17 protein-coding genes and 6 tRNA genes are annotated in these 18,862 nt (G+C 72.0%); 9 read left to right on the top strand and 14 right to left on the bottom strand.

Annotated elements, in window-relative coordinates; all coding sequences use genetic code 11:
* Positions 1 to 446: 446 nt before the first annotated feature.
* Positions 447 to 518, bottom strand: a tRNA-Val gene (locus tag OG622_RS40175).
* Between the two features lie 78 nt (positions 519 to 596).
* On the bottom strand, positions 597 to 1,076 hold the full coding sequence (locus OG622_RS40170; protein ID WP_371581570.1) for a TIGR02611 family protein: 480 nt from the start codon (positions 1,074 to 1,076) through the stop codon (positions 597 to 599).
* A 191-nt stretch (positions 1,077 to 1,267) separates the two neighbouring features.
* On the opposite strand from OG622_RS40170, the gene OG622_RS40165 reads away from it, so the two are divergent.
* Both OG622_RS40165 and OG622_RS40160 read left to right on the top strand, forming a co-directional pair.
* The gene (locus OG622_RS40165; RefSeq protein WP_004002642.1) at positions 1,268 to 1,681 is read left to right on the top strand and encodes an SsgA family sporulation/cell division regulator; all 414 of its coding nucleotides are present in this window, start codon (positions 1,268 to 1,270) and stop codon (positions 1,679 to 1,681) included.
* A 298-nt stretch (positions 1,682 to 1,979) separates the two neighbouring features.
* On the top strand, positions 1,980 to 2,540 hold the full coding sequence (locus OG622_RS40160; RefSeq protein WP_371581569.1) for a CGNR zinc finger domain-containing protein: 561 nt from the start codon (positions 1,980 to 1,982) through the stop codon (positions 2,538 to 2,540).
* 122 nt (positions 2,541 to 2,662) lie between these two features.
* Here the strand turns inward: OG622_RS40160 and OG622_RS40155 are convergent, their stop codons facing one another.
* Positions 2,663 to 2,815 (bottom strand): hypothetical protein, encoded by a 153-nt coding sequence (locus OG622_RS40155; RefSeq protein WP_013004980.1) that lies wholly within the window; start codon positions 2,813 to 2,815, stop codon positions 2,663 to 2,665.
* Positions 2,816 to 2,994: 179 nt separating this feature from the next.
* Positions 2,995 to 3,450 carry a hypothetical protein gene (locus OG622_RS40150; RefSeq protein ID WP_371581567.1) on the bottom strand — a complete coding sequence of 152 codons (456 nt, stop codon included), beginning with the start codon at positions 3,448 to 3,450 and terminating at the stop codon, positions 2,995 to 2,997.
* A gap of 159 nt (positions 3,451 to 3,609) precedes the next feature.
* On the opposite strand from OG622_RS40150, the gene OG622_RS40145 reads away from it, so the two are divergent.
* Positions 3,610 to 4,128, top strand: a complete 519-nt coding sequence (locus OG622_RS40145) for a DsbA family protein (protein WP_371581566.1) — start codon at positions 3,610 to 3,612, stop codon at positions 4,126 to 4,128.
* 50 nt (positions 4,129 to 4,178) lie between these two features.
* Here OG622_RS40145 and OG622_RS40140 read toward each other — a convergent pair whose 3' ends face one another.
* From OG622_RS40140 to OG622_RS40130, 3 genes are all read right to left on the bottom strand, one after another.
* On the bottom strand, positions 4,179 to 5,003 hold the full coding sequence (locus OG622_RS40140; RefSeq protein ID WP_371581564.1) for a GNAT family N-acetyltransferase: 825 nt from the start codon (positions 5,001 to 5,003) through the stop codon (positions 4,179 to 4,181).
* A 63-nt stretch (positions 5,004 to 5,066) separates the two neighbouring features.
* Entirely contained in the window at positions 5,067 to 5,888 is an 822-nt protein-coding gene (locus OG622_RS40135) for an aminotransferase class IV (protein WP_371581562.1), read from the bottom strand.
* The gene (locus OG622_RS40130) at positions 5,885 to 6,928 is read right to left on the bottom strand and encodes a chorismate-binding protein (RefSeq protein WP_371581560.1); all 1,044 of its coding nucleotides are present in this window, start codon (positions 6,926 to 6,928) and stop codon (positions 5,885 to 5,887) included. The genes OG622_RS40135 and OG622_RS40130 overlap by 4 nt, the downstream gene beginning before the upstream one ends.
* A gap of 157 nt (positions 6,929 to 7,085) precedes the next feature.
* On the opposite strand from OG622_RS40130, the gene OG622_RS40125 reads away from it, so the two are divergent.
* The 5 genes from OG622_RS40125 to OG622_RS40105 all read left to right on the top strand — a co-directional run bounded on the left by OG622_RS40125 (position 7,086) and on the right by OG622_RS40105 (position 7,564).
* A tRNA-Gly gene (locus tag OG622_RS40125) sits at positions 7,086 to 7,158 on the top strand.
* 40 nt (positions 7,159 to 7,198) lie between these two features.
* Positions 7,199 to 7,272 (top strand) — tRNA-Cys (locus tag OG622_RS40120).
* A gap of 1 nt (position 7,273) precedes the next feature.
* Positions 7,274 to 7,345 (top strand) — tRNA-Val (locus OG622_RS40115).
* A 41-nt stretch (positions 7,346 to 7,386) separates the two neighbouring features.
* Positions 7,387 to 7,458: transfer RNA gene (locus OG622_RS40110), tRNA-Val, on the top strand.
* Between the two features lie 34 nt (positions 7,459 to 7,492).
* Positions 7,493 to 7,564 (top strand) — tRNA-Val (locus OG622_RS40105).
* 77 nt (positions 7,565 to 7,641) lie between these two features.
* Here OG622_RS40105 and OG622_RS40100 read toward each other — a convergent pair.
* The 4 genes from OG622_RS40100 to OG622_RS40085 form a co-directional block, all read right to left on the bottom strand.
* On the bottom strand, positions 7,642 to 7,947 hold the full coding sequence (locus tag OG622_RS40100; protein WP_371584369.1) for a zf-TFIIB domain-containing protein: 306 nt from the start codon (positions 7,945 to 7,947) through the stop codon (positions 7,642 to 7,644).
* A gap of 87 nt (positions 7,948 to 8,034) precedes the next feature.
* Complete coding sequence (locus OG622_RS40095) at positions 8,035 to 8,982, bottom strand: phosphotransferase family protein (RefSeq protein ID WP_371581559.1); 948 nt, start codon at positions 8,980 to 8,982, stop codon at positions 8,035 to 8,037.
* A 351-nt stretch (positions 8,983 to 9,333) separates the two neighbouring features.
* Positions 9,334 to 9,534: a hypothetical protein gene (locus OG622_RS40090; RefSeq protein ID WP_020114444.1), complete on the bottom strand. Its 201-nt coding sequence runs from the start codon at positions 9,532 to 9,534 to the stop codon at positions 9,334 to 9,336.
* A gap of 254 nt (positions 9,535 to 9,788) precedes the next feature.
* The gene (locus OG622_RS40085; RefSeq protein WP_028796681.1) at positions 9,789 to 10,028 is read right to left on the bottom strand and encodes a hypothetical protein; all 240 of its coding nucleotides are present in this window, start codon (positions 10,026 to 10,028) and stop codon (positions 9,789 to 9,791) included.
* 196 nt (positions 10,029 to 10,224) lie between these two features.
* On the opposite strand from OG622_RS40085, the gene OG622_RS40080 reads away from it, so the two are divergent.
* Positions 10,225 to 11,544, top strand: a complete 1,320-nt coding sequence (locus OG622_RS40080; RefSeq protein ID WP_371584368.1) for a serine/threonine-protein kinase — start codon at positions 10,225 to 10,227, stop codon at positions 11,542 to 11,544.
* Positions 11,545 to 11,672: 128 nt separating this feature from the next.
* Here OG622_RS40080 and OG622_RS40075 read toward each other — a convergent pair whose 3' ends face one another.
* The 3 genes from OG622_RS40075 to cobT form a co-directional block, all read right to left on the bottom strand.
* Positions 11,673 to 12,494: a TrmH family RNA methyltransferase gene (locus OG622_RS40075; protein WP_371581556.1), complete on the bottom strand. Its 822-nt coding sequence runs from the start codon at positions 12,492 to 12,494 to the stop codon at positions 11,673 to 11,675.
* Positions 12,495 to 12,602: 108 nt separating this feature from the next.
* Positions 12,603 to 13,835 (bottom strand): uroporphyrinogen-III C-methyltransferase, encoded by a 1,233-nt coding sequence (gene cobA / locus OG622_RS40070; RefSeq protein ID WP_371581555.1) that lies wholly within the window; start codon positions 13,833 to 13,835, stop codon positions 12,603 to 12,605.
* Between the two features lie 289 nt (positions 13,836 to 14,124).
* Positions 14,125 to 18,522 carry a nicotinate-nucleotide--dimethylbenzimidazole phosphoribosyltransferase gene (cobT, locus tag OG622_RS40065; protein WP_371581553.1) on the bottom strand — a complete coding sequence of 1,466 codons (4,398 nt, stop codon included), beginning with the start codon at positions 18,520 to 18,522 and terminating at the stop codon, positions 14,125 to 14,127.
* Positions 18,523 to 18,862 lie beyond the last annotated feature (340 nt).

Below are 18,862 nucleotides of genomic sequence, written 5' to 3'. Positions count from 1 at the left end.
ACGTCAATGATTCGGACAGGAATTGATGGAAAGCGGAGCCCTCCCCGCCCCGGCCGTGACCGGCCCGCAGGTGACGGCCGGTCAAGTGAAAGCGCAGGTCCGGAAGTTGTGATCGACGGGCCGAACGCGACGGGGGTCTTCGAGCCGCTAGCAGAAGAGGCTGAAAGGAGTCAGTGGGACGATGCCCCGCACTTGCCTCCGAACCGCCCCCGGAGCACGGCAGACCGACCGGGCGCGAGTCCCGGGCGAGGACGAGGAAGCACCGGATTCGGCCAAATCACGGCAGCCGGAGGCGCCGGCTCGACCATGCCCGACCGCCGGCCGGTCCCCATCGACTGTGGCCGCCCGGGAGTCGCACGACCGGGAGGGCGCCCCGAGGGCCTTGCGCGCCCACGACGAAAAACGACCCGGTCCACGTTTCCGTGGACCGGGTCGCCATCATCCGGTGGGCGATACTGGGTTCGAACCAGTGACCTCTTCGGTGTGAACGAAGCGCTCTCCCACTGAGCTAATCGCCCGGACGCAGGGAGAACATTACCCCATGTCAGGGGCTCCCTCCGACCACGTTCCGCATCCCCGCGCCAGCCCGTCCGGGATCACTGGTTCTTGATGTTCCAGGGCATCTCGAGGCCGAACTTCCAGACGTAGAAACCGACGAGAACGGCCACGATCACCAGGCCGATCGTCGTCAGAATGATGTTGCGGCGGCGGACCCTGGGGTCGAGGGCGCGCTGGGTGGCTTCGGAGACCTTCCGCTTGGTCCAGCGGAGCACCAGCTGGGCCCAGACGAACTCCGTCGCCCAGATCGCCATGCCACCGAAGATCACGAGCCAGCCGGGGCCGGGCAGCGGAAGCATGATCACGCCCGCACCGACCACCGCGAGCCCGATGACGAAGACAGCCACCTGCCAGCTCACGTGCAGCATCCGCCGCGCCTTGACGAATTCCGGCGCACGGGATCCGAGCGGCGCTTCGTTCTTGGCCACATCGGCCTCACTGTTCGCTACGTCCGTGTCACTCTTCGTTTCCTCGGCCGCCACGGCGACCTCCCCCGTCCCGTAACTCCCCGTGTCCATACGGCCAAACCCTACCGGAGAGAAACCAGTCACCGGAATGGTCGTACCCACAGAAGACGGTCTCGGCCGGATGAGCTACCAAAAGCGACGCAAAACTCCCAGAGGGGTTTACAACGGCACCGTAGGTGGCATGTCGATTTCGCCGACGTGCGAATCCCCGAGCGCACACTGAGCGAAAGGCCTTGGCGCTTATGAACACCACGGTCAGCTGCGAGCTGCACCTGCGCCTCGTTGTGTCGAGCGAGTCCTCACTGCCTGTTCCAGCGGGACTGCGGTATGACACGGCCGATCCCTACGCCGTGCACGCCACCTTCCACACCGGAGCAGAGGAAACGGTCGAATGGGTGTTCGCCCGCGACCTCCTCGCCGAGGGCCTGCACCGGCCCACCGGCACCGGCGACGTCCGTGTCTGGCCGTCGCGCAGCCACGGCCAGGGCGTCGTGTGCATCGCCCTGAGCTCCCCGGAGGGCGAAGCCCTCCTCGAAGCCCCGGCACGAGCCCTGGAGTCCTTCCTGAAGCGCACAGACGCCGCCGTGCCACCCGGCACGGAGCACCGGCACTTCGACCTCGACCAGGAACTCTCACACATCCTGGCCGAAAGCTAGGGCGAGACCCCCACAGAGCCGCCCGGCGCCGTCCACTCGGGGAGACGGCTCGGGCTCAGACAACCGAATACGGCTTCGGGCCGACCCAATGACGCCGCCGTCGCGGACCTCCGCGCGGCGGCGTCGCCATGCCGTCACCGAGCGCGACGGGCACGGGGCACCATTCGGGCCCCTGGCCCGTTCCGCTCGTACAGGGCGCTCCGGTCCGGCCAACACCGGTCCACCGCCTCACCGAGCGATTACCATCGGCCAGCATCGGCGGGCGCCCGCCCGACCCGCGCAGGCCAGGGAGCGAAACGTGCTGATCACCCACGACACCCGGTGTTCCCTCGATGCCGTGGTGGATCTGGTGAACACCGCGCCGGACAACGACACGGCGACCGACGGGCTCGCGACTGTCGAGGCGCTCGCCGACTTCGTACGGAACCATGAGGTCAGCGATGTCGGTGTGCTGTCGGAGTTCGACCTCGCGGCCGTGCGCAGGGTCCGCGGCCGGTTCGCGGAGGTCTTCGCGGCCCCCGAGGCTGCCTCGGCCGCCTCGGTCATCAACGATCTGATCGCCGCGGCGGGCACCACGCCCCGGCTCACCGATCACGACGGCTACGACTGGCATGTGCACTACTTCTCGCCGGGCGCGTCGCTCGCCGACCATCTCTCGGCCGACTGTGGCATGGCGCTCGCCTTCTTCGTCGTCGCCGGGGAGCAGGAGCGGCTGCGCCGCTGCGAGGCCCCTGACTGCCGACGCGCCTTCGTCGACCTCTCCCGCAACCGCTCGCGCCGCTACTGCGACAGCCGCACCTGCGGAAACCGCCTGCATGTGGCCGCCTACCGGGCACGTCGCAAGGAGGCGGCGGGCTGAGGCACCGCCAACCCGGCGCAGAGCGTCGAGGCAGAGGGCTGACGCAGAGGGTTGAGGCACAAACTTGAGTACGGGGACTGACGGAGCCCTCGACGGGTGACGTCAGGGGCTCCGTTTACAGCTCAGAGCATCAGCAGATCGTGCAGTGACGCCATGAGCAGCAGGCAGCCGATCACCGCTAGGAAGATCATCAGCGGTGGCTGGGAGAGCGCGAAGAGACAACCTCGCCGCTCCTCCGGTGGGGCGACAGTGTCGCTCTGTGTTGTGTCCAGCATCTCGCCGCGATGATGACGCAGCGGAGACCCTCCGCGCGATCAACCCACCCGGAATGACGGAGAGTTCGCCAATATCCACAACGTACGGAGCGAACCTGATCACTTCGGCGCCGCCGTCCGACCTTCTGTGTCGTTTCAGTCCGAAGCGCTTCGGCGGCCGGATGCCGTGCTCCTCCGGGTCAGATGCCGTGCTTCTTCAGGATCGCCTCGATGTCGCTGAAGTCGTCCGCGGCGGACTTGCCCGAACCGGGGGCCCGTGGTGCCGCCGCCGGGCGGGCCGCCGGCCGTGAACCCTGACCCAGCGAGGGCGCCGAGGCCGCCGGGGATATCGCCCCGGTGCGGGACGCCTTGGCCTCCTTGCGTTCCTTGCCGGGGGCTGTGCGGCGGCGCTCCACGGCGCGGGTGGTCATGAAGAGGAACCAGGCGGCGCCCAGCACTCCGAAGCCGGCCCACGCGGTCGGACTGAACGCGGTGTCGGCCACCCACTCGACGACCCCGGTCAACACCAGACCGAGGGGCACGAGGGAGTAGGCGGCGATACGGGTCGCCCTGAGGAAACGCTTCCGGTACGCCGTGATCGCGGCGATGCCCAGGCCTGCCGCGGAGACGGCGGCGCAGACGGTCTCGGCAATCATCCGGTCCTCCAGGCGGTGCTCGGTCGGTCGGTCTTGTTGCGTCCCTTCCATCCTGCACCGCCACGCGTCCGATATGCCATGGACGAGGGAGACCTCAGGGACATCTCCGGGTCGTCTCGGGGTCGGCCGCACTTCCGGGAAGCTGGGAGACTGATCTCCATGAGCGACTCCTCCCCCGTACCGTCCGCCGTCGTCCTGGACATCTGGTGCGAGCTCCAGTGTCCCGACTGCCGCAGCGCCCTCGACGACGTCCGCGCGCTGCGGGCCCGCTACGGCGACCGGCTCGACGTACGGCTGCGGCACTTCCCGCTGGAGAAGCACAAGCACGCCTTCGCCGCCGCGCAGGCCGCCGAGGAGGCGGCCGAGCAGGGGCAGGCATGGGCGTACGTCGAGGCCGTGCTCGGGCGGGTAGAGGAGCTGGACCGGACCGGAGAGCCGTTCCTGATCGAGGTGGCCCGTGAACTCGGTCTGGACGCCGAGGAGTTCGACACCGCGCTGATCGACGGCCGGCACATCCTGATCGTGGACGCCGACCAGGCCGAGGGCAAGGCGATCGGCGTGACGGGCACCCCCACCTATGTCATCGGCGGCGAGCACCTCGACGGCGGCAAGAGCCAGACGGGGCTGCGCGAGCGGATCGAGGAGATCACCGACCGGCTGCTCGCCGGGGGCGCCTGACCGCCGGGGCACGTCCCGGCAGACCGACAGACCGGCAGCGCGTCAGCCCGTCAGAGCAGCGGCTTGGACAGGTGGTGGGCCGTCGTGCGGTAGCCGAGCGACTCGTAGAGGCATTCGGCCCGGAGGTTGCCCGCGAAGACGTTGAGCGCGATGGTGGTCCTGCCGGCCGCCACCGCCTGCGCCTCGGCCAGCAGCATGAGCGTCCGGCCGTGCCCCCTGCCCCGGTGTGCGGCGTCCGCCTCCACGTCGTACACGAAAGCTGCGTCGTCGGTCAGCGACAGCCACAGCGTGCCGACTCTCGTGCCGTCGTGTTCCAGCACGCTGCACAGGTTGTTCGCGGAGGCCGGGCCCTGTGGCAGACAGCGCACGTAGTCGTCGGCGGCCCTGGCGTACGCCTCCTCCTCGGGCACCCCACGGGTGATCAGGTCCTGTGCGTAGCCCTCCAGCCCGGCCTCCTTCCACGGCCCGTACTCGGCCTCGGTCATGGGCCGGCCCCGGCTGCCCTCGGGCAGTTCGGGCGGGGTGCCGTCGAGAGGCTTGCGCATGCCCCGGTTGCGCAGGACGTAGCCGAGTGCCTGGGTCAGCCGCAGCGCGGGCTCGGCTCCCGCGGGGACGGACGCCTCGATCCGGCGGCAGCCCCAGCCCCGGGCCACCTCCTCGGCGGCGAGCGCGGCCACCGTGGCCCGGCCGCGCCGGCGGTCCGGTTCGTCGATCCGCAGATCCAGGATCCGGGCGGCCGAGGACCCTGGGTCGGGGCGCGTACCGAGGTGTATCGCGCCGGCGGGACGGCTGTTCACGCACACCTGGTAGCGGCGCGAACGGGAGCCGTCGGCGGCGTGCTGAAGCGGCTCGATGGGCCGCAGGGTGGTGGTCATCAGGGGTGTTCTACCCGCTCCGGACCGCCGGGGCAGCCCAATGTCCGAGGCTGTCCGAGGCTTTTACGGATCGAGGTCGTCGCCGGACCGCTCGTCGAAGACCCGCATCGCCTTGGCTGTCACCGGGCCCGGGGTGGCGGAGAGTTCGCGGGCGTCGACGCGGTGCACGGACTGCACGTCGCGCAGGCTCGACGTCAGGAAGACCTCGTCGGCGCGGTCCAGGACGTCCAGCGGCAGGTCGGTCTCGCGGGCGCCGGTCCACTCGACGACGAGGGCGCGGGTGATGCCCGCGAGGCAGCCGGAGGCGACCGGCGGGGTGTGTATCTCGCCGTCGAGGACGACGAAGACGTTGGAGCCCGTGCCCTCGCAGAGCCGGCCCACCGTGTTGGCGAACAGTGCCTCGGTGGCGCCCTGTTCGTGTGCGCGGGCGAGGGCGACGACGTTCTCGGCGTACGAGGTGGTCTTCAGGCCGGTGAGGGCGCCGCGCTCGTTGCGGGTCCACGGGACGGTGATCGCGGCGGTGGAGTCGGCGCGCCGACTGGTCTCGCCGAGGGCGACGACGAGCGTCGGGCCGTGGTCGCCCCGGTCGGAGCCGAGCGGGGAGACACCGCCGGTGTAGGTGATGCGGAGCCGGCCGAGCGCCACCGGGTTGGCCGCCAGGACGGCGGAGCAGCCGCAGCGCACCTCGTCGAGGTCGGGCTCGGGCAGGCCGAGTCCGCGTGCCGAGAGGGCCAGCCGGTCGAGGTGGCGGGTCAGCGCGAACGGCCGCCCGTCGACGGTCTTCGCGGTCTCGAAGACGCCGTCGCCCACGGTCAGCCCGTGATCGAGGACGGAGACACGTGCGGAGTCGATGTCCTGCAGTCCGCCGTCGAGCCAGATCTTCACGTAAGGGTCCTCCCACTCGCCTCGTACGTCCCCGACGCTACCGCGAGCAGCCTGGCGGCCTTCAGCTCGGTCTCCAGCCACTCGGCCTCGGGGTCCGACCCCCAGGTGATGCCCGCGCCCGTGCCGAAGCGAAGTTCGCCCGCCTCCCGGTCGATCCAGAAGGTACGGATCCCCACGGCCAGCTCCGCCGTGCCCCGGTCGGCGTCGACCCAGCCGATGCCGCCGGTGTACGGGCCGCGCGGGACGGTCTCCAGGGCGTCGATGATGCGCAGAGCACTCGACTTGGGCGCGCCGGTGACGGAGCCGGGCGGGAAGGCCGCGGCGAGCAGCTCCGGCCAGCCGGCGTCGTCGCGCAGGTCGCCGCGCACCATCGACACCAGGTGCACGAGCCCCGGATGCTTCTCGACGACGCACAGGTCGGGCACGGTCACGGTGCCGGAGGCGCAGACCTGCCCGATGTCGTTGCGGACCAGGTCGACGATCATGACGTTCTCGGCGTAGTCCTTCTCCAGGAGGTCCGCCTCGGTGCGGCCGGTGCCCTTGATCGGGCCCGACTCGACGACCCGGCCGTCGCGGCGCAGGAAGAGTTCCGGGGAGGCGGTGGCGATCTCGACCCCGTACCCCGGGAGGCGAATCGTTCCTGCGAAGGGTGCCGGGTTGCCACGGGCCAGCAGCGCGGACAGGGCGTCCACGTCGGCGTCCGGCGCCACGGGCGCGGACAGCACCCGGCACAGGTTCGCCTGGTACACCTCGCCGGCGGCGATGTGCTCACGGATCCGGCGGACACCCGCCGCGTACGCGGCGCGGTCGAGGGACGACGTCCAGTCACCGACACCCGGCCCGTGCCACGCCCCCGGCACCGGAGCGGGTGCGGGCTCGCGACGTACGTCACCGAAGCGCGCGCACACCAGACCGCCCTCGTAGTCCGCGCACACGGACCAGAAGCCGGAGGAGTCCAGGGCGGCGGCGTCGCTGGTCACATCGGTGAGACCGGTGGCCACGAGGTTGCCGAAGCGGGCGAGCGGAGGGAGGTCGGGCACGCAGTCGAGTCTAGGACGGGTGACCTGCGGGCGGGCCCGGCCGGGTCGCGGACCGGACGCACCGCAGCACGCTGCACAAACGCGTTTTTGTGCTGGCCCGGGAATCCGCTAGAGTTCAACTCGTCGCCGGGCCGCGCAAGCGGGCCGGAACCGACAAGCGGACGTAGCTCAGTTGGTAGAGCGCAACCTTGCCAAGGTTGAGGTCGCCAGTTCGAACCTGGTCGTCCGCTCGCTGGAAAGCGGGGGATCTTCCCGAATCCCCGCACTCCTGGTGGAGTGGCCGAGAGGCGAGGCAACGGCCTGCAAAGCCGTCTACACGGGTTCAAATCCCGTCTCCACCTCCAAGGACGATTAGCTCAGCGGGAGAGCGCTTCCCTGACACGGAAGAGGTCACTGGTTCAATCCCAGTATCGTCCACTGAGGCCTCAGGGCTTCTGGAGCCCGCGAGGCTTCGACCCGCGCGATTAGCTCAGCGGGAGAGCGCTTCCCTGACACGGAAGAGGTCACTGGTTCAATCCCAGTATCGCGCACGCAAGATCCACAGCCGTGGTGCTGTGATCCCGAGGACGATTAGCTCAGCGGGAGAGCGCTTCCCTGACACGGAAGAGGTCACTGGTTCAATCCCAGTATCGTCCACACACACCGAGCCCCCGGCCGTTCCTACGGCCGGGGGCTTCGTCGTGCTCAGGGCGCGAGTGCACCCTGCGCGCGGCTCAGCTGGAGAACAGCATGTGGCCGAAGCCGCGGTTGTGGCCCCCGTGGCCCCCGTGGTGGCCCCCCTGGTGACCACCGTGCGGGGCGCCCCAGGCCGGAGCGTTGTGACCGCCGCCCGACGGGTACTGCGGAGCGGCCGGCGGCGGGGGAACGGCCGGGCCGCCGCCCCACTGGCCCTCCATGCGGGTCAGCGCCTCCAGCTCGCCGTAGTCGAGGAAGATCCCGCGACAGCCGCTGCACTGTTCGATCTGGACGCCACTGCGGTTGTAGGTGTGCATCGGCGCATGGCACTTCGGACACTGCATGTGCATGGTTCGGCTCAACTCCTCGGCCTTCGGTCCTGCTTCGCGTTACGCCAGGACAGACACTGTCCGGCTGCGGTCGGTTGCACCCTACTTCGGGAAAGCGTCGGTCAACTCCGGCGGGATGCCTCCCATTCGGTCACATGCGTCCACAACGGACTGCTGCGCGTCGTCGAGGGGCCGGGCGGCCATCGTGGACTTCGCGATCGCGAGGGCCGCGGTCTGCACGGTGAGTGCGCGCGCCGGTACGTCCAGTACGGGCCAGGGGTCGTCGTGCGCGGGGACCGCCGGGCCGTCGGCCCGCTGGTAGGCGGTGAGGAAGCGGGTCCACTCGTCGGGCAGGAGGAGGCCGCAGGCGTACCAGGCGGCGGGGCGGGCGAGGTCCCAGGCGGGGACGCCCACGCCGAGGTCGTCGACGTCGATGAGTCGCCAGGGGCCCGTGGTCACCGGGTGACGGACGAGCTGGCCGAGGTGCAGGTCGCCGTGGCAGAGGGTGGCCGTGTCGGGCATGGGGGCCTCGGCCCTGGCCCAGGCGGGGAGGGTGTGCCAGGCGCGGAGTACCGAGGCCGTGGCGGGGTGGTGCGGTGCGGCGGCTTCGAGGCGGGCGACGGCCTGGGCCGCCTTGGCCGGGCCGCGCATGGCCGGCAGGCCCTGGGGCGGTGGCTGCCGGTGGAGACGGGCGAGGAGGGTGGCCGCCTCCTCCCAGGGGGCGGCTTCCGGGGTCTCGGGGTCGACCGGGGTGCCGTACGGCCAGAACGTGACGAGGCGGTCGTGGAGCTGGGCCGGGACGGGGTGGAGGGGAGCGAGGAGGGTGTCGGGGTGGGAGGTGGCGACGGTCAGGCGGAGCGTCAGGTGGGTGGGGTCGGTGCCGGGGGCGTGGGCCTTGGCGACGGTGTCGGCGTGGCGGACGACTGTGCCGTCGGCCCGTTCCGCGAGGACCGAGTCGGGGTGGGAGCAGGGGGTGGATTCGGGGTGGGCCGTGCTGCGTACCTTGGCCCTGAGGGCGGGGAGCACGTCGGCGTCGGCTGTGGTGGTCATGGGGTCCCCCTGCTTGGGCGTACGGCGCTGTCGGTGAGCCTACGTTTCGGGTGCGCCTTGCCAGGGGTGGGCCGGGGGAGGTTCCGCGGCTCGGGGATACGAGACGCCGCTGCGCCCTCCCTCCCCCATCGCCCCGGCGGCGCGATTGCCCGCAGGGCCTCAGGCGGGTCAGGGAGCGAGGTGGGTCAGGGAGACAGGCTGCCCGCGGCCAGGTGGGACCGGACATGGCAACGCCCGCGCAGCTCCCCAGCTGCGCGGGCGTTTATTGCCGTCCGCCGCACCCCCGTCCCCACGGGGTTTCATGGGTGGATGTCCCCGCCCGGACCGCTCTTCCGGGCCTGGGGTCGCCGCTCAGCGCCCCAGCATCACACCCACGGACGACGCTTGTGTGACCACTGCTTCCCAGCCGCCGAAGGCGTACACGAGCAGGGCCGCCAGAGGGAGGACCATCGCGGTCGCCACCAAGGGGTGACGACGACCCGGCCGGCGGTCGGCGGTGAACGTTCTGCGCTCCCGTGTGCGGATCGCGGTCCGCGGTGCCGTGTGGGCCATGGTCCCTCCTCTGATCTCTCGTCGGTGTTGCTTGTCTTTGGCAGCGGCGGGTGCCTGACCTCGGGGGACGAGTGCTGTCACCCGCCGCTTGACCTCAAATCTAGGCGCGCGGCGGGTGTGGGTCGTCATGCCCTCGTACCTATTGCCGGGCCTCCCGGAGGATGAGCGATGACCTGCGGCGTACTCCCCAGGGTGGAGACGAGGTCCTACGTCTCGGGGTCTTCCCGGAAGGGACGCCCGGTCTGCCCCATCTGTTACCCGTTCCGCTCCGAACCGTCCTCGCGGGGCACCGGCTGCTCGACCAGTGCGAGGACCCGGTTCGCCATGAACCTGGCCGTACGCACCACCGAGCCGTTCCGGGTGACTTCGCTCACTTCCACCACGCCTCGCCGTACCGCCGTCTCCACCCGGCGGCCTGCCCTGCTCGCGATCACCTCGTAGGTGCGCGTCGTGTCCCCTGCGTCCACGACTATCTCCACTCGGTCACCCTTCACGGGTTCAATCCCCCTTCTGTGGCGGCTGGTTGGGATCACGGTCAGCCCAACTCCGTCCCGAACTCCTGTTCCCTGACCACTCTTCAAGTTTCTCACCCGGCACTGACAATCCATCGGGTCGGGAGGGCGCGGCCTCTGCGCACGCCCGGCCGTGGAAACGTAAGCTGTGGCTCGTCAGACGGAACGGGCAGCGGGGATGAACATGGCGATGATGCGCCTGAGGCGCGAGGACCCGCGCGTCGTCGGCTCGTTCAGGATCCACAGACGGCTCGGCGCGGGCGGGATGGGCGTCGTCTACCTGGGCTCCGACCGGCGTGGACAGCGCGTCGCGCTCAAGGTCATCCGGCCGGACCTGGCGGAGGATCAGGAGTTCCGGTCACGGTTCGCGCGCGAGGTCTCGGCGGCGCGGCGGATCAGGGGCGGGTGCACCGCCCGGCTGGTCGCCGCCGATCTGGACGCGGACCGGCCGTGGTTCGCCACGCAGTACGTGCCGGGACCCTCGCTTCACGACAAGGTCGCCGACGAGGGCCCCATGTCGGCCGCCGACGTGGCCGCCGTCGGTGCCGCCCTCTCCGAGGGGCTCGTCGCCGTGCACGAGGCAGGTGTCGTTCACCGGGACCTGAAGCCGTCCAACATCCTGCTGTCCCCGAAGGGGCCGCGGATCATCGACTTCGGTATCGCGTGGGCGACCGGGGCCTCGACCCTGACCCATGTCGGTACGGCCGTGGGATCGCCCGGCTTCCTCGCGCCCGAACAGGTGCGCGGGGCCGCCGTCACGCCGGCCACGGACGTCTTCTCCCTCGGTGCCACGCTCGCCTACGCGGCGACCTCCGACTCGCCCTTCGGACACGGCAGTTCGGAGGTCATGCTCTACCGGGTGGTGCACGAGGAGGCGCAGCTGCGCGGGGTACCCGACGCGCTCGCCCCCTTGGTCCGCGCCTGTCTGGCGAAGGATCCGGAGGAGCGGCCCAGCACGCTGCAACTGTCGCTGCGGCTCAAGGAGATCGCCTCCCGTGAGGCACAGGGGATGTCCGACGTCCGGCCGCCCGCGCCGCGTACGGATCCGGACCGGCCTTCGGGGCGGCTCGCGGAGCAGTACGTCGAGCAGCGCACGTTGCGGCAGCCGCCGGACACGCGCCGGTCGCAGCCGGGGGCGTCGGGTACGCCACCGCCCCGGGCCGGGGGCTCCCGGACGGGCGGCGGCAGTAGTGGCGGTTCGCGGACCGGTGGTGGCTCACGGCCCGGTGCGCGCCCCGCGCCGTCTCGCAACTCGACCGGGTCCGGGAAGCGGCCCGCGCCGCGCAGTGGTGCGGGGCGGCCGGGGCCGCGGACCAACGGGACCGGGCGGCGGCCCGCCAATCCGCGCTTGCTGCGGCAGCGGCTCGTGGTGTTCGTCGTGGTGACGTTGCTGGCCGCGCTCGGGATCGCTACGGCGCAGGGGTGCCAGGGACCGTCGCGTGGGCTCGGCGGTGGCCTCCGGCAGGAGCAGTCATTCGTGGAGTCGGACGGCGGCTGACGGTCGGCCGGTGACAAGAGTGCCGAAGAAGACATGACTCGGACTGCGGCTCGGTCGCACACCGCGGGTCGTGGAGGAGGTGATCGCACAGTTCCCCGCGCCCTTGTCGGGGCCGGGATGCGGCCCTCTCAGGGTTGCGGCCTGCCTGTCGCCACCGCGTAGAAGGCGACTGCCGCCGCCGCGCCCACGTTGAGGGAGTCGACGCCGTGGGCCATGGGGATGCGGACCCATTCGTCGGCGGACATGAGGGCCTTGGTGGACAGGCCGTCTCCCTCGGCACCGAGCATGAGGGCGACGCGGTCCATACGGTGCGGGGCGGTCTCGTCGAGGGACTTCGCCTTCTCGTCCGGGGTGAGGGCGAGCAGGGTGAAGCCGGCGTCGCGGACCGCGTCGAGGCCCCTGGGCCAGGTGTCCAGACGGGCGTACGGCACGGAGAAGACCGCGCCCATGGAGACCTTGACACTGCGGCGGTAGAGCGGGTCGGCGCAGTCCGGGGAGAGCAGGACCGCGTCCATGCCGAGCGCGGCGGCCGAGCGGAAGATGGCGCCGATGTTGGTGTGGTCGTTGACCGACTCCATGATCACCACCCGGCGGGCGGCTCCCACCAGCAGCTCGTCCGCCATGGGCAGGGGCTTGCGCTGCATGGAGGCGAGGGCTCCCCGGTGGACGTGGTAGCCCGTGACCTGTTCGGCCAGTTCGGGGCTGACCGCGTAGACGGGGGCCGGGAGTTCGTCGATGACGTCGCGCATGACGTCGACCCACTTGGCGGAGAGCAGCATCGAGCGCATCTCGTAGCCGGCTTCCTTGGCCCGTCTGATGACCTTCTCGCCCTCGGCGATGAACAGGCCCTCGGCGGGTTCGCGCCTGCGGCGCAACTCCACGTCGGTCAGGCCGGTGTAGTCGCGCAGGCGCGGGTCGTCGGGGTCCTCAACGGTGATGAGATCGGCCACAGGGTGATACTGCCTTGTCCTGGGTGTGGTGCCAACGGCTTGGGACGGGTTGGGTTACCGGTGGTTACGGTTCCGCTCCCCCACGGTCCGGGATCGCCGCCCGGGGGATCACGTGTTCGACCGGGGCCCCACCTTCACGACCTCGCCGATCACGATGACCGCCGGCGGCCTGACCTCCTGCGCGCGCACGGTCTCGGCGACCGTGGCGAGGGTCGCGTCGACCCGGCGCTGGGCGGCCGTGGTGCCCTCCTGGATCAGGGCGACCGGGGTGTCCGGGGACTTGCCGTTCGCCACCAGGGTCTCGGCGATCCTGCCGATCTTGTCGACGCCCATGAGGATGACGAGGGTGCCGGTCAGCCGGGCGAGGGCGGGCCAGTCGACCAGGGAACGCTCGTCGTCGGGGGCCACATGGCCGCTGACCACGGTGAACTCGTGGGCGACGCCCCGGTGGGTGACGGGGATACCGGCCGCGCTCGGGACGGAGATCGAGCTGGAGATACCGGGGACGACCGTGCAGGGGATGCCGGCCTCGGCGAGCGCGTGCAGCTCCTCCATACCGCGGCCGAAGACGTACGGGTCGCCGCCCTTGAGGCGCACGACCGACTTGCCCTGCTTGGCGTGTTCGATCAGCGCGTTGTTGATGGCCTCCTGCGCCATGAAACGGCCGTACGGGATCTTCGCCGCGTCGATCACCTCGACGTGCGGCGGGAGTTCGGCGAGCAGGTCGCGCGGGCCGAGGCGGTCGGCGATGACGACGTCGGCCTCGGCGAGGAGGCGGCGGCCCCGCACGGTGATCAGGTCGGGGTCGCCGGGGCCGCCGCCGACGAGGGAGACGCCTGGGGTGCGGGTGCGGTGGTGGGGGGCGACGAGGGTGCCGTCGCGCAGGCCCTCGACGACCGCGTCGCGGATGGCGGCGGTGTGGCGGGGGTCGCGGCCCTGGGCGTTGGCGGTGAGCACGGCGACCGTGACGCCTTCGCTGTGGCCGGTCGCCGGGGTCCAGGCGGTGGCTTCCTCGGCGTTGTCCGAGCGGACGCACCAGATGCGGTGCCGCTCCGCCTCGGCGGACGCGCGCGCGTTCGCCTGCGGGTCGCCGGTGGCGATCAGGACGTACCAGGCCTCGGCGAGGTCGCCCTCCTCGTACCTGCGCTTCTCCCAGGTCAGCTCGCCCGCGTCCGCCATCGCCTCCACGGAGGGGGTCGCGCTCGGGGACACGAGGAGGATGTCGGCGCCGGCCGCGATCAGGGCGGGGAGGCGGCGCTGGGCGACCTGGCCGCCGCCGATGACGACCACTCGGCGGCCGGTGAGGCGGAGGCCTACGGGGTAGGCGGGATGTTCGGCCATGAGGGTGCGGCTCCTCGGGCTGGCGGGCGGCGGTGCGAGACGGAGCCCCTGCGGCTTTGGAGTGGGCCCTGACGTGCGGATTTTAAGATGCGGGTGAGTGGGTGGCGGGGGCGGGGTGGGGTTTTGCTCCCCCTACCCGGCCCTTCCCGGCTGCAACACTATGCGGCTCCGCCGCGTGGGGGCTCCGCACACGGCGGAGCCGGACGTGCGGCCCCATGGGCGGGCTGTGCCCACCCGTTCCGCCCTGGCGGAACGACTGCCCACAGCCCTGAAGGCGGTTCCGGTCCCCCTACTTCTCGGTTACCCCCGCCGAGTCGAACGTCGCCACCTCGTGCATCGCCCTGGCCGCGCTCTGGACGACCGGGAGGGCCAGGAGGGCGCCGGTGCCCTCGCCCAGGCGGAGGTCCAGGTCGACCAGGGGGCGCAGGCCCAGTTTCTGGAGGGCGGCCACGTGACCCGGCTCGGCGCTGCGGTGGCCTGCGATGCAGGCAGCGAGGACCTCGGGGGCGATGGCGCGGGCCACCAGCGCGGCGGCGCCGGCGCTGACGCCGTCGAGGATCACCGGCGTACGCAAGGAGGCGCCGCCCAGGAGGAGACCCACGATGGCGGCGTGTTCGAAGCCGCCGATCGCCGCCAGGACGCCGATGGGGTCGGCGGGGTCCGGCTGGTGCAGCTCGATGGCACGGCGTACGACATCGGTCTTGCGGGCGAGGGTCTCGTCGTTGATGCCGGTGCCCCGGCCGGTGACCTCGGCGGGGTCCGCGCCGGTGAAGACGGCGATCAGGGCGGCGGACGCCGTGGTGTTGGCGATGCCCATCTCGCCTGTGAGGAGCGCCTTGTTGCCGGCCGCGACAAGGTCGCGGGCCGTCTCGATGCCCACCTCGATGGCCTGCTTGGCCTCCTCGCGGGTCATCGCGGGACCGGTGGTCATGTCGGACGTACCGGCGCGGATCTTGCGCGGCAGCAACCCGGGGGTGGCCGGGAGGTCGCTCGCCACGCCCACGTCGATGACGCATACCTCGGCGCCCACCTGGTTGGCGAACGCGTTGCAGACCGCTCCCCCGCCGAGGAAGTTGGCGACCATCTGGGCCGTCACCTCCTGGGGCCAGGGGGTGACGCCCTGGGCGTGGACGCCGTGGTCGCCCGCGAAGATCGCGACGGCCGCGGGTTCCGGGATGGGCGGCGGGCACTGCCGGGACAGACCGGACAGCTGGGCGGAGATGATCTCCAGCATGCCGAGCGCGCCCGCCGGCTTGGTCATCCGCTTCTGGCGCTCCCACGCCTCGCCGAGCGCCTTGGCGTCCAGCGGGCGGATACCGGCGACGGTCTCGGCGAGCAGGTCGTGCGGCTCGGCGCCGGGCAGGGCGCGGCGGCCGTACGTCTCCTCGTGGACGACCCAGGACAGCGGGCGGCGCTTGGCCCAGCCCGCCTGCATCAGCTCGGGCTCCTCCGGGAACTCGTCGACGTACCCGACGCACAGGTAGGCCACGATTTCCAGGTGGTCGGGCAGGCCGAGGGCGCGGACCATCTCGCGCTCGTCGAAGAAGCTGACCCAGCCGACGCCGAGGCCCTCGGCGCGGGCCGCGAGCCACAGGTTCTCGACCGCGAGGGCGGAGGAGTACGGGGCCATCTGCGGCTGGGTGTGACGGCCCAGGGTGTGGCGGCCGCCGCGGGTCGGATCGGCGGTGACGACGATGTTCACCGGGGTGTCGAGGATCGCCTCGATCTTCAGTTCCTTGAACTGCTTCGCCCGGCCCTTCGGCAGCGACTTCGCGTACGCCTCGCGCTGGCGCTGGGCGAGTTCGTGCATCGTGCGGCGCGTCTCGGCCGAGCGGATGACGACGAAGTCCCAGGGCTGCGAGTGGCCGACGGAGGGTGCCGTGTGGGCTGCTTCCAGGACGCGGAGCAGCACGTCGTGCGGGATCGGGTCGTCGCGGAAGCCGTTGCGGATGTCCCGGCGCTCACGCATGACCTTGAGGACGGCCTCGCGTTCGGCGTCGTCGTAGGGGGGCGCGGCCGGGCCCGTGGGTTTCCGTACTTCTTCCCTTACGTCTTCCCGTACGCCTTCGGGTGCTTCTTCCACCGGTGCCGTGCTCTCTTCGGCCGCTGCTTCCACTGCTTCTGTCTCCGGCGTCACCGCTTCGCCGTCCTCCTGGTCGGCGGCCCTGGTGTCCAGGTCCTCGGCGTTCTGGACGACGTCCGGGTGCGCGTCGGCCGCCACGAGCGGCTGCGGTACGACGATCGTCTCGGCCTCGGAGTCCCGGGGGGCGGGAACCGTGGCCGCGGTCTCCGGGGCGGGTGTGGACTCGGCTGCCTCCGCCTGTCCCTCGGCCGGCGGGAACTCGGTGACCACGGGCGTCTGCCGGTCGTCCGCGGGCAGCGGCGGGACCACCATCCCGTGGGGCGGGGTCGGGGCCGGGTGCGGGGTGGTCGGCACGGAGCCGCCGACGGGCACGGACCGGCCCAGCCGCAGGTCGGCGTCGGCCTGGGGCGCGGGCTCCTGGAGGGCTCCCGCGAGCGCGGCGCCGGGGGCGGGCTCGGTCAGGGGCTGGACCACGGCGCCCTGGGGGGCGTCGATCTGGAAGGCCACGGGGATCGGGGCATCGGCGGCGAGGGGCTCGGCGGCTGAGAGGGCCACGGACGCGGGGTCCTCATGCGCGGGGTCCTCATGCGCGGGGTCTTCATGCGCGGGGTCTTCGGTCGCCTGGTCGGCTGCGGGCTCCGAAGGGGCGGACAGGTCGGACGAAGCCTCGCCGGTCAACAGGTCGGTGGGGGCGGCCTCCTGGGCCTCCGCGCCCTCGGCCGACCGGTCCGCCGTGTTCACATCCGTGACCTCGGGCTCGACTACGGCTTCGAGCATGGTCGGCTGAGCAGCCTCCGGCTGCGGAGCGGTCTCGGCGGACCGGGCCGTCGCGGACTCGTGCCGGTCCTCGTTCTGGTTCTCGTTCTCGTCGTGATCCTGGTCCTGGTCCGCGGCGGGTGTGACCGGCTCGGCGGCCTGAGGGCCCTGCACCGCGGGTGGTTCCGGCTGCGTGGGCGCCGACGGCTGGGGCTCCTCGGCCGGGTGCTGGGGCTGTGCGGCCTCCGTCAGGGCTTCCGACGTGCCGGCCTCGACTGCCCCGGCCTCCGTGAGCTGCGGCTCCTCGGGGACCGTGGCCTCCGTCGGCTGCTGCGGGTCCTGCGCGAGGGCGGCGTCCTGTGCGGTGTCCGGTACGGCGTCGGCGGCGCGCTCGTCCGGGGACGCGAGGGCGCTCTGCTCGTCCGGCGCGGCGGTCGCGAACTGCGGGTCCGGCACGCCGGAGTCTGCCTGCTCAACGGCAACGGCGGTCGGCGCCTGCTGCTCGGGGGCGACCGCCTGCTCGGTGTGCTCCGCCACGGCCGCGTCGGCCGGTGCGGGCGACACGGCCGCGGTGTCGGCCTGCGGCGGTGCGTCGGCCTCGGTGAGGCGGGCCGGAACGGACGCGTCGACGGGCTCGGTGATTTCCTCGGGCTCCTGGGGAACCTGAGAGATGTCCTGGGCCGCGACGACGGGCCCGGCCTGGACCGGCTCGGGGTTCTGGGCGGCCGGGGGGAAGGGCGTCGCGTCCGGTACCTGCGTGGCCGGGGCAACAGGCGCGGCCTCCTCGAAGGCCGGCGCCTCGGGTGCCGTCGCCACCGGCTCGGGGCCCTGCGGAGCCTCGGACGGCGAGGCCTCCACTACGGACGCGATCTCGGCGGCCTCGGGTGCCGAGGGCTCCACGGCTGTCTCCGGGGCCGGCTCGGGGGCTTCGACGCTCTCCGGGACCTGTGCCTGAGCGGCGGCCGGCGCTTCCGCGATCTCCGGGGCGTGGGCCTGTGCCTCGACCGCCTCCGGAACCTCGGTCTGCGCGGCGGTCGGCGCTTCAGCCGCCTCCGGAACCTGGAACTGCGCGGCGACCGGGGTCCCCACCGCCTCCGGGGTTCGGAACTGCGCGGCCGCGGCCTCCTGGGCCAGGGCGTAGGCGGCGTCCTGGGCCCGGTGGAGGGCCTCGGCGTCCTGGAACTCCTCCGACACGTCCGCGACCTGCGGTGACTCCACGGCCGGCGGTGTCTCCGCCACGGCCACGGAAAGCCGCGCCTCCTGCGGAACGACCGTTTCTGCGGCCGCTCCCCCGACAGCCACTTCCGGGGCGGCCGTGGCGGGGGCGCCGACCCACTGGGACACCGGCTGCTGGGGCACGTCGAGGTACTCGTGGCCGGTGGTGGGCGGGCCGGGCTGGCGTACGGCGCCGGGCGGGACGGGGGCACCCGCCGGGCCGCGGTCGGCGAGGGAGCGGACCGGGCTGGCGGAGGCGTCGGGGGTGAGCGGGCCGAGATGCAGCGGACGGCGGGCCACAGGCGGCTGCGGGACCGGGGTAGCGACGGTGGCGCGGACGGCGCCGAGGTCGAGCGAGCCGCTGTCCCGGCCGGACATCTCGTGCGGGCCCGGCTCGTGGACGACGGGCTCGTGGACGACGGGCTCGTGGACGACCTGGACGACGGGCTCGGGGGCCGGCGGCGGCATCTCGTTGCCCCACGCGCCCTGGGCACCCGGCAGCAGGAGGTCTTCGTCCTCGGCGGCGGTTTCGGAGAGGTAGGTGTACGCACCCGGCGCAGGGACGCCCGGCTGCTCCACCATGCCTGCGCTCTCCGGCAGTCCCTCGCCCGGGACCTGGCCGGTGTCGGTCATGCGTACCCCTCGCCCATCGGTTAGTGCCTCCATGCCAGCTGGCCCGGGAACGGCGCACCTACCGCCCCACTGTGAAGAACGAGCGTGCGTGCCCAGCGGCACGTGACGACCCGGCTGCATATCGACAAAGCCATTGAAGGGCCATTGTCCCGGTCGTCCCGCCGTCGCGACAGCTTGGTCCGCGACGGTCCGCTGTGGACTGCGCCACGTTGCGCATCCTCCCCGTTTCGCCGTACCACACACGCTCCCAAAACGGGCGCGTTTTTAGGACATTGACCGACGAAGTGCCGGGTGTCGAAGTGCGGTACAACAGTCGGCCAGCCTACCGCGCCGGTACGAC

Origin of the sequence: Streptomyces sp. NBC_01314 (assembly GCF_041435215.1) — a bacterium.
Classification (GTDB): domain Bacteria; phylum Actinomycetota; class Actinomycetes; order Streptomycetales; family Streptomycetaceae; genus Streptomyces.
The sequence above is the reverse complement of the archived record's forward strand: the minus strand, read 5'-3'. Positions and strand labels throughout refer to the sequence as shown.

Bases quoted from the DNA above. Each gene is read 5' to 3' on its own strand.
- OG622_RS40170 (WP_371581570.1), bottom strand. From the start codon at position 1,076: ATGGACACGGGGAGTTACGGGACGGGGGAGGTCGCCGTGGCGGCCGAG.
- OG622_RS40165 (WP_004002642.1), top strand. From the start codon at position 1,268: ATGAACACCACGGTCAGCTGCGAGCTGCACCTGCGCCTCGTTGTGTCG.
- OG622_RS40155 (WP_013004980.1), bottom strand. From the start codon at position 2,815: ATGCTGGACACAACACAGAGCGACACTGTCGCCCCACCGGAGGAGCGG.
- OG622_RS40150 (WP_371581567.1), bottom strand. From the start codon at position 3,450: ATGATTGCCGAGACCGTCTGCGCCGCCGTCTCCGCGGCAGGCCTGGGC.
- OG622_RS40145 (WP_371581566.1), top strand. From the start codon at position 3,610: ATGAGCGACTCCTCCCCCGTACCGTCCGCCGTCGTCCTGGACATCTGG.
- OG622_RS40140 (WP_371581564.1), bottom strand. From the start codon at position 5,003: ATGACCACCACCCTGCGGCCCATCGAGCCGCTTCAGCACGCCGCCGAC.
- OG622_RS40100 (WP_371584369.1), bottom strand. From the start codon at position 7,947: ATGCAGTGTCCGAAGTGCCATGCGCCGATGCACACCTACAACCGCAGT.
- OG622_RS40095 (WP_371581559.1), bottom strand. From the start codon at position 8,982: ATGACCACCACAGCCGACGCCGACGTGCTCCCCGCCCTCAGGGCCAAG.
- OG622_RS40090 (WP_020114444.1), bottom strand. From the start codon at position 9,534: ATGGCCCACACGGCACCGCGGACCGCGATCCGCACACGGGAGCGCAGA.
- OG622_RS40080 (WP_371584368.1), top strand. From the start codon at position 10,225: ATGAACATGGCGATGATGCGCCTGAGGCGCGAGGACCCGCGCGTCGTC.
- cobA (WP_371581555.1), bottom strand. From the start codon at position 13,835: ATGGCCGAACATCCCGCCTACCCCGTAGGCCTCCGCCTCACCGGCCGC.
- cobT (WP_371581553.1), bottom strand. From the start codon at position 18,522: ATGACCGACACCGGCCAGGTCCCGGGCGAGGGACTGCCGGAGAGCGCA.